At 60.5% G+C, this 15,454-nt stretch carries 17 protein-coding genes and 2 pseudogenes; 6 read left to right on the top strand and 13 right to left on the bottom strand.

Annotated elements, in window-relative coordinates; genetic code table 11:
• Positions 1-53 precede the first annotated feature (53 nt).
• A complete protein-coding gene (locus tag BS629_RS39475; protein WP_018244058.1) occupies positions 54-212 on the top strand; it encodes a hypothetical protein in 159 nt (52 codons plus the stop codon).
• Between the two features lie 95 nt (positions 213-307).
• Here the strand turns inward: BS629_RS39475 and phbB are convergent, their stop codons facing one another.
• On the bottom strand, positions 308-1,033 hold the full coding sequence (gene phbB / locus BS629_RS07720) for a beta-ketoacyl-ACP reductase (RefSeq protein ID WP_018244059.1): 726 nt from the start codon (positions 1,031-1,033) through the stop codon (positions 308-310).
• A 71-nt stretch (positions 1,034-1,104) separates the two neighbouring features.
• Positions 1,105-2,286, bottom strand: coding sequence for an acetyl-CoA C-acetyltransferase (locus tag BS629_RS07725; protein WP_018244060.1), 1,182 nt, complete (start codon positions 2,284-2,286; stop codon positions 1,105-1,107).
• A gap of 239 nt (positions 2,287-2,525) precedes the next feature.
• On the opposite strand from BS629_RS07725, the gene phaR reads away from it, so the two are divergent.
• The gene (gene phaR, locus BS629_RS07730; RefSeq protein ID WP_003543798.1) at positions 2,526-3,098 is read left to right on the top strand and encodes a polyhydroxyalkanoate synthesis repressor PhaR; all 573 of its coding nucleotides are present in this window, start codon (positions 2,526-2,528) and stop codon (positions 3,096-3,098) included.
• On the opposite strand, the gene BS629_RS07735 is transcribed toward phaR, so the two are convergent.
• The 5 genes and pseudogenes from BS629_RS07735 to mtgA form a co-directional block, all read right to left on the bottom strand.
• Entirely contained in the window at positions 3,093-3,500 is a 408-nt protein-coding gene (locus tag BS629_RS07735) for a hypothetical protein (protein WP_003543801.1), read from the bottom strand. The two genes, phaR and BS629_RS07735, sit on opposite strands and share 6 nt — an antisense overlap.
• A 250-nt stretch (positions 3,501-3,750) precedes the next feature.
• Positions 3,751-3,936 (bottom strand): 50S ribosomal protein L32, encoded by a 186-nt coding sequence (gene rpmF / locus BS629_RS07740; protein ID WP_003543812.1) that lies wholly within the window; start codon positions 3,934-3,936, stop codon positions 3,751-3,753.
• Positions 3,937-4,091: 155 nt separating this feature from the next.
• Positions 4,092-4,738, bottom strand: a pseudogene (locus BS629_RS07745) (glutathione S-transferase family protein).
• Between the two features lie 13 nt (positions 4,739-4,751).
• Positions 4,752-5,474 carry a DUF1868 domain-containing protein gene (locus BS629_RS07750; protein WP_018244062.1) on the bottom strand — a complete coding sequence of 241 codons (723 nt, stop codon included), beginning with the start codon at positions 5,472-5,474 and terminating at the stop codon, positions 4,752-4,754.
• A 146-nt stretch (positions 5,475-5,620) separates the two neighbouring features.
• The gene (gene mtgA / locus BS629_RS07755; RefSeq protein WP_018244063.1) at positions 5,621-6,358 is read right to left on the bottom strand and encodes a monofunctional biosynthetic peptidoglycan transglycosylase; all 738 of its coding nucleotides are present in this window, start codon (positions 6,356-6,358) and stop codon (positions 5,621-5,623) included.
• Between the two features lie 136 nt (positions 6,359-6,494).
• Between mtgA and BS629_RS07760 the strand changes: the two genes are divergently transcribed.
• Entirely contained in the window at positions 6,495-7,409 is a 915-nt protein-coding gene (locus BS629_RS07760; protein WP_018244064.1) for a polyprenyl synthetase family protein, read from the top strand.
• A gap of 66 nt (positions 7,410-7,475) precedes the next feature.
• Here BS629_RS07760 and BS629_RS07765 read toward each other — a convergent pair whose 3' ends face one another.
• Complete coding sequence (locus BS629_RS07765; protein ID WP_018244065.1) at positions 7,476-7,910, bottom strand: DoxX family protein; 435 nt, start codon at positions 7,908-7,910, stop codon at positions 7,476-7,478.
• A gap of 68 nt (positions 7,911-7,978) precedes the next feature.
• Entirely contained in the window at positions 7,979-8,467 is a 489-nt protein-coding gene (locus BS629_RS07770; protein ID WP_018244066.1) for a cupin domain-containing protein, read from the bottom strand.
• 71 nt (positions 8,468-8,538) lie between these two features.
• On the opposite strand from BS629_RS07770, the gene BS629_RS07775 reads away from it, so the two are divergent.
• Complete coding sequence (locus tag BS629_RS07775; RefSeq protein ID WP_018244067.1) at positions 8,539-9,138, top strand: TetR/AcrR family transcriptional regulator; 600 nt, start codon at positions 8,539-8,541, stop codon at positions 9,136-9,138.
• Positions 9,139-9,155: 17 nt separating this feature from the next.
• Here BS629_RS07775 and BS629_RS07780 read toward each other — a convergent pair.
• The 4 genes and pseudogenes from BS629_RS07780 to BS629_RS07795 form a co-directional block, all read right to left on the bottom strand.
• Positions 9,156-9,861 (bottom strand): annotated as a pseudogene (locus tag BS629_RS07780) (pyridoxal phosphate-dependent aminotransferase); the annotation flags it as partial.
• A 48-nt stretch (positions 9,862-9,909) separates the two neighbouring features.
• Positions 9,910-11,160 (bottom strand): flavodoxin-dependent (E)-4-hydroxy-3-methylbut-2-enyl-diphosphate synthase, encoded by a 1,251-nt coding sequence (gene ispG, locus BS629_RS07785; RefSeq protein ID WP_018244068.1) that lies wholly within the window; start codon positions 11,158-11,160, stop codon positions 9,910-9,912.
• Between the two features lie 96 nt (positions 11,161-11,256).
• Complete coding sequence (locus tag BS629_RS07790) at positions 11,257-12,447, bottom strand: MFS transporter (RefSeq protein WP_018244069.1); 1,191 nt, start codon at positions 12,445-12,447, stop codon at positions 11,257-11,259.
• Positions 12,448-12,512: 65 nt separating this feature from the next.
• Entirely contained in the window at positions 12,513-13,289 is a 777-nt protein-coding gene (locus tag BS629_RS07795; protein ID WP_018244070.1) for a DeoR/GlpR family DNA-binding transcription regulator, read from the bottom strand.
• Between the two features lie 211 nt (positions 13,290-13,500).
• Between BS629_RS07795 and BS629_RS07800 the strand changes: the two genes are divergently transcribed.
• Complete coding sequence (locus BS629_RS07800) at positions 13,501-14,370, top strand: DMT family transporter (protein ID WP_026188555.1); 870 nt, start codon at positions 13,501-13,503, stop codon at positions 14,368-14,370.
• Between the two features lie 150 nt (positions 14,371-14,520).
• Entirely contained in the window at positions 14,521-15,294 is a 774-nt protein-coding gene (locus BS629_RS07805) for an amino acid ABC transporter substrate-binding protein (RefSeq protein WP_018244072.1), read from the top strand.
• Positions 15,295-15,454 lie beyond the last annotated feature (160 nt).

Below are 15,454 nucleotides of genomic sequence, written 5' to 3' on the forward strand. Positions count from 1 at the left end.
CCTTCACGAACGGACAGGCAGAGCCGCCCGGCGCACCGGAAAGGAACGTTTCCATGATCCAGATTTTCCTGAATTCCCTCGTCGCCGCTCTCATCGCATCGGCTTTCCTGACGACCGCGATATCAGCCCTCTGCAGTGGCGACCGCTCGCTCGCCAAAGTCCCAGCCAGAGTTCGGAAACAGCGACATCCAAACACCGACCGCCGGTCTTGATCCAGCAAATGAAATAAGCGATGGCGCGTCTCCCGGCGCGTCATCGCTTTGAATCTGCCGATAATCCGTATTACCGACTCGAGGAATGGAATTGCCTAGGCGAAATACTGTCCACCATTGGCCGTCAGCGTCGAACCGGTGATGAAGCCGGCATCGTCGGAGACGAGGAAGGTGACGCAGCGCGCGATCTCTTCCGGTTCGCCGAGACGGCCGACGGGGATCTGCGGAATAATGCGTTCATTCAGCACCTTCTCCGGCACGGCAAGCACCATTTCCGTTCCGATGTAACCGGGGCAAATGGCGTTGACGGTGATGTTCTTGTTTGCCCCTTCCTGCGCCAGCGCCTTGGTGAAGCCGAGATCGCCCGCCTTGGCCGCCGAATAATTCACCTGGCCCATCTGGCCCTTCTGCCCGTTGATCGACGATATATTGACGATACGGCCGAAGTTGCGGTCACGCATGCCGGTCCAGACCTGATGCGTCATGTTGAACAGGCCGGTGAGGTTGGTATTGATCACCTCGTGCCAATGCTGCTGCGTCATCTTGTGGAACATCGCGTCGCGGGTGATGCCGGCATTGTTGACGAGGATTTCGACAGGCCCGATCTCGCTTTCGATCCTGGCAATTCCCTCGCCGCAGGCGAGGTAATCCGAAACATCCCATTTGAACACCGGAACGCCGGTGACATCATGGAAGGCTTTGGCCTTCTCGTCGTTGCCCGCATAGCTGGCCGCGACCCTGTATCCGGCGTTTTTCAGTGCCATGGATATTGCCGCGCCGATGCCGCGTGTACCCCCAGTGACCACAGCCACTCTGCTCATGTTCCGCTCCCCTTTTGTTTTTCGCCCCGCCGCGTGGCGGGATCTTCAATCAAACATGGATCGTATGCTATTTAAAGCGCTTCAAAGCACATGGCCACACCCATGCCGCCCCCGATGCAAAGCGTGGCAAGACCTTTCTTCGCGCCGCGGCGCTTCATTTCGAACAGCAGCGTGTTGAGAACGCGCGCGCCGGAGGCGCCGATCGGGTGGCCGATCGCGATCGCCCCGCCGTTGACGTTGACGATCGACGGATCCCACCCGAGATCCTTGGTGACGGCGCAGGCTTGCGCCGCGAAGGCCTCGTTGGCTTCGACGAGATCAAGATCGTTCACCGACCAGCCGGCCTTCTCGAGCGCCTTGCGCGAAGCCGGGATCGGTCCGGTGCCCATGATCTGCGGATCGACACCTGCCGTTGCCCAGGAAACGATGCGAGCGAGCGGCTGGATGCCGCGCCGGACTGCCTCCGCTTCACTCATCAGCACCGCCACAGCGGCACCATCGTTGAGGCCGGACGCGTTCGCGGCCGTGACCGTGCCGTCCTTGTCGAAGGCCGGGCGCAATTTCCCCATCGCCTCGAGCGTGGCGCCGTGACGGATATATTCGTCAGCATCGACGGTAACGTCGCCCTTACGTGTCTTGATGACGTAAGGGATGATCTCGTCGACAAAGCGGCCGGCCTTCTGCGCTGCCTCCGCCTTGTTCTGCGAGCTGACGGCGAATTGATCCTGGTCGTCGCGCGAAAGCTGCCACTGGCGCGCAACATTCTCGGCGGTGATGCCCATGTGGTAGCCGTGGAAAGCGTCGGTCAAGCCGTCCTTGATCATCGTGTCGATCATCTTCATGTCGCCCATCTTGACGCCGCCGCGCAGATGCGCGGCATGCGGGGCCATCGACATGGATTCTTGGCCGCCGGCAACGATGATCTTGGCGTCGCCGGTGGCGATCTGCTGCATGCCGAGCGCAACCGCGCGCAGCCCCGAGCCGCAAAGCTGATTGACGCCCCAAGCGGTCGCCTCCTTCGGAATGCCGGCCTTCATCGCCGCCTGGCGGGCCGGGTTCTGGCCCTCGCCGGCGGAGAGCACCTGGCCGAGGATCACCTCGTCCACCTCGCCGGGATCGACGCCGGCGCGCTCGAGCGCGCCCTTGACGACGGCCGCCCCGAGCTCATGCGCGAGAACCGTCGCGAAAGCGCCGTTGAAAGCGCCGACTGCTGTTCGCCCTGCACTGGCGATGACGATGGATGGATTGCTCATGGGGACGCTCCTCGTTTTCGTCTCACTTACATAAGTGGAAACTGGCAAAGCTTGGAGCACAAGTCAAACGCGAAGACCGGCTGCCGTCATTTTTCGGCAGCAGCCCGCGTAAGCCCGATTCATCTGCTCTGTGAAAGGTTTGCCGCATCGCACAAAGAGATTGTCACCGGCCTTCTTTTGCGTTTACAGTCTCAACTGGAGGAATATCCATAAATCAGACGGGGGTTCAGGAGACTGATATGGCGAAGCATGAGGGTCAGATTGTTATCAAGAAATACGCCAATCGCCGCCTATACAACACGGGCACCAGCACTTACGTGACGCTGGAAGACCTGGCGGAGATGGTGAAGAAGGGCGAAGAATTTACCGTACAAGATGCAAAAAGCGGAGATGACATCACCCATTCGGTGCTGACCCAGATCATCTTCGAACAGGAATCAAAGACCGGAAACACACTGCTCCCCATCTCCTTCCTGCGCCAGCTCATCACCTATTACGGCGACCAGATGCAGATGGTCGTGCCGAGCTTTCTCGAACATTCGATGCGCTCCTTCACCGAACAACAAGCCCAGATGCGCGAGCAGGTGACCCGCGCTTTCGGCGAAACGCCGCTCGGCAAGAACCTGCAGTTGCCGATGCAGATGGTCGAGGACCATGTTCGCCGCAACACCGAGCTGTTTCAGCAGGCGATGCAGATGTTCTCGCCCTTCATGACGCCGCCTGCCAAGGAAAGCCGCAAGGCCGAGGCCAAGGATATCGACGAGCTGAAGGAACAGCTCCGCGCCCTTCAGAACAAGCTCGACAACCTATAGTCCGATCGAGACATCCCGCCCGGCGCTTCGGATCGACACGGCAAAACCGCCGATGACATCGATCAGAGCGATCGTCATCAAAATGAAGAATACCTGCGTCGCAGCATCCCGGACGAGCAAAAACTCGACCAGGAAGGCGATGAAGACCAGCATCGACAACATGTGGTTGACGAGATTGCCGGGACCGGTTCTGGTCGCTTTGAGAATTTCGAAGAACAGCACGACAAGTGCGATGACGATGAAAAGATCGCCGAGCGCCATGCTCCAGATCGCGCCCGAGATCATCGACAGCACGATGATATCATGCTGCAGTGCCGGAATGCCGCCATCGCCCATCAGGCCCAGCATCGCCAGATTGTAAAGAATAAACGGGATAATCATCAGGGGCATGGCGGCTATCATCGGCAATCTCCCAGCGCATCATGCTTTCCGAAAATCGGATGCGATTTTCGGAAAGCATGATGCGTAGCTTCAAAGTGCTACAGCGTCCTTTGCGCGTCTGAAAAGACGCGCGGCACAGTAGCGCGCAAGAAGAATACTGCCGCAAACCGTTGTCTAACTGCAAGTCATTGCAAATATTATATTGTCGAAATGCAAAAGGCCGGCATGACGCCGGCCTTGAAACTTCGATCGGACAAGCCGGATCGGGAAATTATGCGCTTTCCTTCGGCGTCAGGACCTGGCGGCCGCGATACATGCCGGTCTTCAGGTCGATATGATGCGGGCGGCGCAGTTCGCCGGAATTCTTGTCTTCGACGTAGGTCGGAGCCTTCAGTGCGTCTGCCGAACGGCGCATACCGCGCTTGGACGGGCTTGTTTTTCTCTTCGGTACAGCCATTTCACTTACTCCACTTGCGGGCAAAACATTCCCACGGCCAGACTGGCGGCCGAAACGGACATGTCGCGATTTCGGAATTTGGCGCGCTTATACATGCAAGGGGTGGCCTTGACCAGTCCCCATACGTATTTTTTGCGAAGCCGATGATTCCAGGCTCAGACTTCGTCTTCCGGCACGATCCAAGGCTCGGCGCGGGCCGCCTCTTCCCATTTCCGCCAGGCCGGATGCGCCTTCATGGTCTCCATATAGGCCAGGATATCGTTTCGGCTGACGAGATCGTAGATGTCGAACCGGTTGACGACAGGCGCAAACATCGCATCCGCCCCGCTGAACGCGCCAAACAGAAATGGTCCGCCGGATTGCTGCAGCAGGTCGCGCCAGATCGTCTCGATGCGGCTGATATCGGCGTCGACACCATCCGGCAGCGCGATCTTGCCCTTCGGCCGGCGGATATTCATCGGGCAGGCGCTACGCAGCGCCCGGAAGCTCGAGAGCATTTCCATCGAAACCGAACGGGCGAGCGCCCGCTCGGCACGATCCCTCGGCAGAAGGCCAGCGTCCGGATAAAGCTCGGCGACATACTCGATGATCGCCAGCGATTCCCAGATCTTCAATGCGCCGTGCTGCAGGATCGGCACCCGCCCGGTCGGCGAAATCGCCTTGATATTGGGATTGCCACCAGGATAGTCGAAGGGGATCAGGACTTCCTCGAAATCGACGCCGGCGCCGTCAGCGCCATCCAGGGCCGGAACGACCAGGAAGAGTAGTTCTTGTTGGCAATGTACAGCGTCGGTTTATCCATGGGCCTCTCCCGTTCAGGCTTCGAAATCGAAAATCAGCAATTCGTGGAAATGGTTCATATCCTCGAACACGCAGAATGCCGGCGGGGTCAGCTCGAGAACAGGGGCCTTGCGGCGGATATCGTCGGCCACCTCATCGAGCATCGCCTGCCAGCGCGGCAAGGCTTCATCCTCCAGCCGTTCGATCGCATAGGCAAAGGTCATGTGGAACTTGTATTCCTCATGGCTCGGCTGGCGATAGCCCAGAAGATCAGCCAGCGCATTGCGCCAGGCGCGCATGACCCTGCGGTCGTTCTCCGTCGCCCCGTCGACGAGCAGGCCCGATGGGCGAGCGTCGACGATGGCGACCTTGAAGGGATCGAACATCGAGAAACCTTCGAGCCTGGCCGCCATCAGCGCGGTCATGTCTTCGATCGGCGTATCGAGTGGGAGGTCGCCCGGCCAGGAATCCTGCCGGCGCCTGGTCTCGATGACACCTTCGAAAAGCGTCATGTGAATGCTTGATATCGGCGTGAAGAGGAACTGCGGGGCCTCGGGCATCGCCAGATATTTCTCACGCGCCTCGATCAGCGCCGTCTGCGTCTGCGAGCCCTTCTCGAGATGGCAGACGATGGTGTTGCCGGCTTCCGGCAGAAAGCCGCCGACCTTGCGATAGCGGCTGCCGAGATGGACGGGCGGGGTCGGATTATGCCTCTTCGAATAAAGGAGGAGTTCGGGCGAAAACGTCGTGGTGGTCATGGGCGACTCGGGGGCTCTGGTTGGACTGCATTCGCCCATATGGCAGAACCAAGAATGTCAGATGACACTTGCCGCTTATAGAGCATGATGCCGAAAAGTGTGAGCGGTTTTCGGACGACATCCTGCTCTAACGACAAGTTCTGATGTCAATCATAGATGCACCTGATGTAGTCGCCTGAACCTTGTGCGCGTCTCTCGATGACGCCGGCCAGCCGGCGAAGGCCTCGTCCAGGCTTGCCGGCATTGCGGTCGATCGGGTTCGGCAGCGAGACGGCAAGCAGTGATGCCTGGCGCCGCGTCAGCTTCGAGGCCGGCACCTTGAAATGATGCTGGGCCGCGGCCTCGATGCCGTAGATGCCGGGACCCCATTCAGCAATGTTGAGATAGATTTCCATCAACCGCCGTTTCGACAGGACGAAATCCGTGGTCACCGCGAGCGGAAGTTCCAGCGCTTTGCGCACGAAGGAGCGGCTGTTCCAGAGGAAGAGGTTCTTCGCCGTCTGCATCGGAATGGTACTGCCGCCGCGTGTCGCCTGACCTTTCAGCGTATCCTCGACCAGCATGCGCATTTCCGCCCAGTCGACGCCACCGTGAAAGCAATATTGCCCGTCCTCCGACATCATCACCGACTGCACCACAACCGGGGCGATGTCATCAAGAGACACCCATTGCCTGTCGTAACCACGCAGCAGCACGAGATCGCGCAGCATCAGCGTCGAGACGGGGTGAATGAAGGGCAGCAGATAGAAAAAGATCAGTGCATAGGGAAGGATCAGCAAGATCAGCACGGCAAGAACAATGCGTTTCAACACACGCCGGTCTTCGAACCATCGCCGACGAGCCGGCATGTCGACGCTGTCCTCTCTCTCTGGCGCTATATCCAATGTCCCCAAGTCCGATTTCGCTCCTGTCGTTCTCATAACGCCTGTGCAGAGCTTATGCCAGAGTGCGTGGCGAATCTTGCTGCCGCCATCGACAATTCCGTTGCAAGCCCGTGGGCGCTCATGCCAAACAGCGCCCATGGACGCGAACCGGGACACTTTCGAGACGAGGCTGAAGAACAACGCCCACGAGATCGAGGCGCTGCTCGACCTATTGCTCTCGCCGAGCAGCCTTTCCGATGAAATCGCCAGGCCCGAGACGCTGCGCGATGCCATGCATTATGCCGTGCTGAACGGCGGCAAGCGGCTGCGCCCGTTTCTCGTCGTCGAAAGTGCAGCCCTTCTCGGCGGCGACGCAGAGGCGGCACTTCGCGTCGGCGCCGCCCTTGAATGCGTTCACTGCTATTCCCTCGTGCATGACGACCTGCCGGCCATGGACGATGACGACCTGCGCCGCGGCAAACCGACGGTACACATCAAGTTCGACGAAGCGACGGCAATCCTCGCAGGCGACAGCCTGCTGACCTACGCCTTCGACATCATCGCTGCGCCGGAAACGACCCTTCCCGATACCAGCAAGGCATCGCTGGTGCTGGCCCTTGCCCGCGCAGCCGGTCTCGGCGGCATGGCCGGCGGCCAGGCGCTCGATCTCGCGGCAGAAAAGCAGGCCCCCGACGAAGCCGGCATCATCCGCCTGCAGGCGATGAAAACCGGTGCGCTGATCCGCTTCGCCTGTGAAGCCGGCGCCGTCATCTCGGCAAGCCCGCCGGAAGATCGCCGCCGCCTGCGCGCCTTCGGCGAAAAGATCGGTCTTGCCTTCCAGCTTGCAGACGACATTCTCGACCTGACCTCGGACACCGCGACCATGGGCAAGGCAACCGGCAAGGATGCGGCCCGCGGCAAGGGAACACTTGTAGCTCTTCGCGGCATGGAATGGGCCGAAGCCCAGCTCCGTGAGCATGTCCGCGATGCCGAGGCGCTGCTTGCCCCCTACGGCCCTCGCGCCTCGATCCTCACCGCCGCGGCGCATTTCATCGCCGACCGGAAGAGCTGACATCCCCAGGCCCGCCTCCGGCGTTGGGGAGCTTTGACTGTTCCCCGACGCCGATGATCCGATCGTTCAGGCGCCGGCTAAAACAGGCGCCTGAACCGCAGCGGTTCGCCGCCCCAGGATCGCAACGATCATCAGACCGCCGACGACGCTCAGATGCTCGATCGCAAACAGCATCTCGAGAAAGGCGGCTTGGCCGCTCATCGACCAGAAGGCGTGCGCGATCGGGATCGTCAGCACGGTAAAGACGCCGAGAGCGCCCGCCCCGAGCCAGATATGCCGACCGGAGATGACAAGGGCGGAGCCGGCTAGCTGCACGAATATGACGGCAATCGCAGTCGGCGCAGCAGGCGCAAGGCCGTAGTGCTCCATCTCTGCGATCGCGGTCGGGAAGTCGAAGAGCTTCGCAAGCCCGCTCGACCAGAAGACCAGCGTCAGCAGAATGCGGGCAAAGATCCGAAAGCTGCTCGATGCCAGCAGGCGATCGACATGATGCATTCTCATTGTTGATTCCTCGATAGTCGAAAGGATTGGGATCGGCGTCGCAGCGCTTGCTCCCCGGGGCCGCGGGCTCACGCCTGCGGCGGCGGCGGAATGTCGATGCCGAAACGGGCGGCCGTCGCGACGATCTTCTGAACGTCGGGCGCGCTCATCGGCGGAAAGGCTGTCGTGCCGGGTGCGACCGGCTCGCCGATCGCCATGAAGAACTCCTCATGCAGATCGCCGGGGAAATTGATCAAAAGCAGCCTCGAGGGCGTCTCGGCAATATTCCGGAAGGAATGCAGCGTGCCCGGAGAGACGTGGACGAAATCGCCGGGGCCGCAATGCTTGGTCTCGTCGCCGACGACGATCTCGTAACGGCCTTCGAGGATGAGAAAGGCTTCCTGATCCGTCTGCGTGTGCGGCGGCGGGCCGGCGTTCGGAGCCGTATAGGCTTCGATGACGGTGAAGCTGCCTTTGGTATCCGCGTAGCGGGCACGAAAGGTGAGGATATTGCCAAGAAAATGGACGGTCATCGGCGCAGCGGCGTCGGACCGGCCGGAAAGGGGAGCGGAATTCATCGACTTGTGCCTTGATTTGATTGTGATACACTAAACTCTTAATGAGACATAAATCTCATAACGAGGCATGAATGGACAGTCAAGAAAAAAGATTCGAGAGGGTCAATCAAAAGCGTCGCACGCGTGTCGAGTTGCTGCGTGCCGCGCGCGAGATCATAGAGAAAGGCGGCCACCCCTCGGTCGCCGAAGTGGCCGATCTCGCTGGCATTTCGCGCGCGACGGCCTACCGATATTTCTCGACGCCGGATGAAATCATCCGCGAGGCGGTCCTCGATGGCGTTGCGGATGTGATCAAGATCCCGCCAGCGCGGAACGACATGGGCGATGCGGAGGTCGGCCATCGGCTCGACGACCTGGTTTCGCAGATCTTCAAGATGGTCATCGACAATGAGGGCGTCTTTCGCGCGCTTCTCGGCAGCTCGGCTGTCGGCCAGGCGCAGGTCCGCCGCGGTGGCCGCCGCATCGCGTGGCTGAAAGAGGCGATGTCACCGCTGCAGGCAACCATGCCGCCGAAGAATTTTCAGCGCCTCGTCCACGCACTGTCGCTGGCGGTTGGCATAGAGGCACTGCTGGTGATGCGTGACATCTGCGAGCTGGAGCCCAAGGAAGCGGAGAAGGTTCTGCGCTGGACCGCAAAGACCTTGCTTGCCGGCGCCATGGCCGAAAGCTGAGGAAATCGGTGGGCTGCTCAGGCCGCCAGCATGTCCTTGAGAGCGGAAATCAGGCGCGCACTCCTCGTCCGCGCCGATGCTGATGCGCAGGAAATCCGAAATACGTGGCTTGGCGAAATGCCGGACGAGAATGTTCCGCTCCCGCAAGCCGGCTTGAAGCGCTACACCCGATTGTCTCTCGTGCCTGGCAAAAACGAAATTGGCCTGGGACGGCAGGACCTAGAAGTTCAGCGTTTCGAGTTCGGAGACGAGGCTTTCCCGGCTGGCGATGATTTTCCTCCGGCATGTCTGGAACCACGCCTCATCCTTGATCGCCGCCGTCGCGGCGAGCTGCGCCAGACGATCGAGCGGATAGGAATTGAAACTGTCCTTGACCCGCTCCAGCGCCTCGATCAGCGGCCGCTGTCCCGGCGCGAAGTCGATGCGCAGACCTGCAAGCGAACGGGATTTCGACAGGGTCTGAATGACAAGCAGATTGGGATGCGTGGATATCAGCGGGATGGCGCTTTCACCGCCGAAATCGATATAGGCCTCGTCCATGACGACGACTGCATCCGGATGGGCGGCAAGAAGTGCCTCGATGCCGGCAAACGGCAGGCCGATGCCGGTCGGCGCATTCGGATTGGGGATGATGATTGCGCCGCATGGCCTGTCGTAATCCGCCAGCCGGACCTCGAACCTGTCGTCGACCGGCACCTCGATCGCCCCGACACAGTATAGCAGGCGCTGACGATTGGCGACCAGTACTGGCTCATCCGAACCTATGGGCGCTCATTCCGCCGCCGTCCGCTGGCCGAACCGTTTCTCGATATAGTCGACAACCAGCGCCTCGAAGTCGGCGGCGATATTGGGACCGCGCAGCGTCAGCGCCTTCCGCCCGTCGATGAAGACCGGGGCCGCCGGCGTCTCGCCGGTGCCGGGAAGCGAAATGCCGATATCAGCATGTTTGCTTTCGCCCGGCCCGTTGACGATGCAGCCCATGACGGCGACGTTCAGCGCCTCGACGCCAGGATATTTTTCGCGCCAGACCGGCATGTTCTTGCGGATGTCGTTCTGGATGTTCTGGGCAAGCTCCTGGAACACGGTCGACGTCGTGCGTCCGCACCCCGGACAGGCCGCAACGACGGGTATGAACTGGCGGAAGCCCATGACCTGCAGGATTTCCTGCGCCACCTGGACTTCGCGCGTGCGGTCGCCGTTCGGCTCGGGCGTCAACGATACGCGAATCGTATCGCCGATGCCCTGCTGCAGCACGAAGCCCATCGCCGCCGACGAGGCGACGATGCCCTTGGTGCCCATGCCGGCTTCGGTCAGGCCGAGATGCAGCGCATGATTGGAGCGTTCGGCGAGCATGGAATTGACGGCGATCAGGTCCTGCACCTGGCTGACCTTGGCCGACAGGATGATGCGGTTGCGCGGCAGGCCGATTTCTTCGGCAAGGGCTGCAGAAAGCAGCGCCGACTGCACGATCGCCTCGCGCGTCACCTGCCGGGCCGAAAGCGGCGATCCGGCTTCGGCATTCTGGTCCATCAGCGCGGTCAGCAGATCCTGGTCGAGCGAACCCCAATTCACGCCGATGCGCACCGGCTTGTCATAGCGGATCGCCATCTCGATGATCTCGGCGAACTGCTTGTCCTTCTTGTCCTTGAAGCCGACATTGCCGGGGTTGATGCGGTATTTCGCCAGCGCCGCGGCACAATCAGGATGATCGGCGAGCAGCTTGTGGCCGATATAATGGAAGTCGCCGATCAAGGGCACGTCCATGCCGAGGCGCAGCAGCCGCTCGCGGATCTTCGGCACGGCGGCCGCACTCTCGTCGCGGTCGACGGTGATACGCACCAATTCCGAGCCTGCGCGGAACAGAGCGGCGACCTGCGCGACGGTCGAATCGATATCGGCCGTATCGGTATTCGTCATGGATTGCACGACGACCGGCGCCCCGCCGCCAACGATGACACCGCCGACATCGACGGCAACGGAAGCGCGGCGCGGTTTCGGATCAAAATCGGCGGCTGAAGACATGAAGAGTTCTTGCACCCCTATAAACAGTGCTTTTCAGGTGGATCAAGGCCGGCTGCTTGTCAACCGCCCCTGATATCACTTTTGTTGGGAGGCGGCTCAGTGACCGCCTCCGGAGGTCCCATCGGCATAGTGGGCCAGCTTGGAGAGCAGGAGAACGACGAGCAGCAGCACCGGCAGCGCCATGAAAACGACGGCAAAGCCTATATGCTCGGCGACGAAGCCGATCAACGATGGCGCAACCAGCATGCCGGAATAACCCATGGTCGTGACCACCGAGATGGCGATGCCGGGCTTGAGACCGGGTATGTTGCCCGCCGCCGAGAAGGCGATCGGCACCATGTTGGAAATGCCGATACCGCAAAAAGCAAAGCCCAGGATGGCAAGCTCGGCATTGGGCGCCAGGCCTGCAAGCAGCATGCCGACAATGGCAAACAGCGTGCAGATGCGCAGCGTCTTGACGCCGCCCAGACGGTCGCGCACCAGGTCGCCGGCAAAGCGCATGATTGCCATGGTCGCCGAAAAGGCTGCGAAACCAAGGCCGGAAAGTGCCACGGATGCATCCATTTCCTGCCGAAGATAAAGCGCGCCCCAGTCCAGAACCGCACCTTCCGGCACCATGCTGAACAGCGCCATCAATCCGAGCAGCCACGGCAGCGGCACCATCGGCAACTTCGTCTTTTCCTTCTTGGTGTCGGGATGCGGCGGATCCGCAAGGACCATCGGCCAGGCGACGGCAACGAAGATTGCCGCCAGCAACGTCGCCAGTTGCGCATGGCCGAGAATGCCGAGCTTGGAGATCACGATGCCGCCGAGACCGGAACCGATCAGTCCGCCAAGGCTCCAGAAAGCGTGGCAGGACGACATGATGGCGCGGCGCATGGATTTCTCGACCGACACCGCATTGGCATTCATCGCCACGTCCATTGCGCCGATGAAGCCGCCGAACAGGAAGAGCGAGATTGCCCCGGTGAGCACATTTGGCGCGAGCGTCAATGCCAGAAGCAACGGCAACACGCAAAGGGCCAGTACCTGGACGACGACACGCGAGCCGTGTTTGGCGATCTGCGCACCGGCGAGCGGCATCATGACCAGCGAGCCGACGCCGAAGACGAGGATCATCAGCCCAAGCTCGAACTTGGTCAGCGCCAGACGCTCGGCAAAATCGGGGATCTTCGGCGCCCAGCAGCCGACGACAAAACCGTTCATGAGAAAGAGCAGAGAAACCGCCGCCCTGCTTCTGGTAACGAAGCCGCTCCGGGCTCCCGGCTTACTCACATGAGTATCCATTTTCCGATCTTTCCTCATTGCCGGGCTTGCTCGCGCCCGGTTTCCCTAAACTCTGTGATGGGGCCTCAGTTCGTTTTCTCGGCGAGAACAGTCCTGCATCCGCGCTCGCGGTAACGGGCGAGAATGGTCGGATCGGCATCGTGCTCAACGACCAGGCATTCGCAATGCGCAACTGGCAGGATGCTATGAGGGGCAGCAGTGCCGAATTTCTCCGAGGTTGCAGCCACCAACACCCTCTTGCTCCTGGACGTCGCAAACCGCTTGAACTCCGCATCCTCGAAGCCGAACACCGTGATGCCGGCCTCGAGATCGACGCCGCAGGCGCCGAGAATGCAGAGATCTGGCGAAATCTGCTCCATATCCCGCAACGCCTTGGCGCCTAGCGCACCGCCCGTCTGTCGGTCCACCATTCCGCCGATCAGGATGACGTTGACGACCGGCTTGTCGATCAGCGCTGCGGCAATCGCCGGCGCATTCGTCGCAGCCGTCAGTGCAAGTTCGGCCGGCAATGCGTTGGCAATCGCCAGATTGGTGCTGCCAGCGTCGAAGAACACGGTCGAGCCGGCGGCAATCTGCTTTGCCGCAGCGCGCGCCAGCGCTTGTTTCCGGTCTGCGGCAAAGCCGATACGCTGCGTCAGGCTTCCATGCGCCGGCGAGACCGGCAATGCACCGCCATAGACCCGCTCGCAGAGCCCTGCCGCTGCCATCTCGCGTAGGTCCCGACGCACCGTATCCTCGGAGACCCCAAATTCGAGCGCAAGCTCCGTCGCCAGTACGCGGCCATTCAGCCGCAGCCTCTCGGAAATCACGCCTTGGCGCTCTCGCAACAGAAAATCCTGCATGTTCCTACCGAGTTCGTAGCTTACAAATTAAAAACGTGCATAAACGCTTATGATCATGCAGGCAATATGCACGGTTACACGTTTTCTGACGTTTGGAAATAAAGCTCCACTACCGGAAGGAATAAGGCCTATTGACCGGTCCGAGAGGCGGGAATATCGATTGGTCATTCCCGATTCCCGCCGGCATATCCGCCACCTGGTGCGTTCCCCCGTGAAAAACTCCGTCAGCCTGGGCATCCTGCTCACGACCGTCGCCTATATGGCGTTCACCTTCCATGACGCGATCATCAAGATCCTGGCTTCCAGCATTCCCGTCTGGCAGATCCTGTTTTTCCGCAGTCTCACCATCCTCGTCGGTTGTCTTGCCTATGGCCGCGGCAAGCTCGTCCATCAGACGATGACATCGCCGATCATCAAGCCGATGATCGCCCGCAGTATCCTTCTGCTCTGCGCCTGGCTTTCCTATTATTCCGCCGCAAGCCGCCTGCAGCTTGCCGAAGTGACCACGCTTTATTACGCCGCCCCTGTCGTCGGCACCTTACTTGCTTGGCTCATCCTGAAGGAGAAGGTCACGCCGACACGTTGGCTGGCCGTCGGCGTCGGTTTCGTCGGCGTCCTTATCGCCTGCAATCCGATCGGCCTCACCATCTCCTGGCCGGTCTATCTGGCGCTGCAGGCGGCCGTGCTCTGGGCCTCTGCCATGGTGCTGCTGCGCAAGACCTCGCTGCACGAGAAGACCATTATCCAGCTCACCGTTTCCAACGTCTTTTTTCTTGCCATGACCGGCATTGCCGTGATCTGGACATGGCAGACCCCCGATATGACGCAGCTCGCGCTCCTCATTGCCACCGGCGTCGTTGCCGGCTGCGCGCAGTTCGCCCTTTTCGAAGGCATGCGTCAGGCGCCCGTCTCCGTGCTTGCGCCATTCGAATATACATCTCTCGTCTGGGCCTTCCTGTTGGGTTATCTGATCTGGGCCGACATCCCCACGCCCAATGTGGTTGTCGGCGCAGCGATGATCCTCGGCGCCGGATTGATCATCATCGTCAGCGAAAAACTGCGCCGCCGCATCACCGCCTGATGCCTGTTTCTGCAGGATTCTCGGTTCGAGCGGCCGTTTGAGAAAAATATTTGCAGTTGCTGCTTTTATTCGCAGTTTTCTACGCTTCCGGCGCCATGATTTTCTGCCAACTATCCCCATCCGAAACACCTCCCAAGGATGGATGAAACAATGAACTGGTTGAAAACCGCCGCTGCCGCCGCCCTCATTCAGGCTGCAGTCCTCCTGCCTGCCCATGCCGGTGAAAACCTCGCCGCCATCAAATCGGCCGGCGTCTTCAAGATCGGTACCGAAGGCACCTATGCGCCCTTCACCTATCATGACGAAAGCGGCAAGCTCGTCGGCTTCGACGTCGAGATCGGCGAAGCGATCGCCGCCAAGCTCGGCGTCAAAGCCGAGTTCGTCGAAGGCAAGTGGGACGGCCTGATCGCCGGCCTCGACGCCAAGCGCTACGACACCGTCATCAACCAGGTCGGCATCACCGAAACCCGCAAGCAGAAGTATGATTTCTCCGAGCCCTATATCGCCTCCAAGGCGGTGCTGATCGCCCGCGACGGCGACGACAGCATCAAATCCTTCGCCGATCTGAAGGGCAAGAAAGCCGCCCAGTCGCTGACCAGCAACTTCGGCAAGCTCGCAACCGAAGCCGGCGCCGAGCTCGTCGGCACCGACGGTTTCGATCAATCGATCCAGCTCGTATTGACCAAGCGCGCCGACGCCACGATCAACGACAGTCTCTCCTTCCTCGATTTCAAGAAGCACAAGCCGGACGCGCCTGTGAAGATCGTCGCCGAGCAGGAAAATGCCGATTACTCCGGCGTCATCATCCGCAAGAACGAGCCGGAGCTTCTCGCCGAAATCAACAAGGCGCTTGCCGACATCAAGGCCGACGGCACTTATAAGAAGATCGCCGACAAGTATTTCGGCCAGGACGTTTCCAAGTAATTTGAACTGAAGAAAAGTCCCCTCCCCAACCCCTCCCCACAAGGGGGAGGGGCTTAGCCGGCGGACCGCCTCATCTCCAAATAATCGTTTCGGCCTGCCGCTCGGTCGCTATTTCTTGCGAGGCGACACCTAGATAAGTCCCTCCCCCTTGTGGGGAGGG

The sequence above is a fragment of the Rhizobium leguminosarum bv. viciae USDA 2370 genome (assembly GCF_002008365.1).
GTDB lineage: Bacteria > Pseudomonadota > Alphaproteobacteria > Rhizobiales > Rhizobiaceae > Rhizobium > Rhizobium leguminosarum.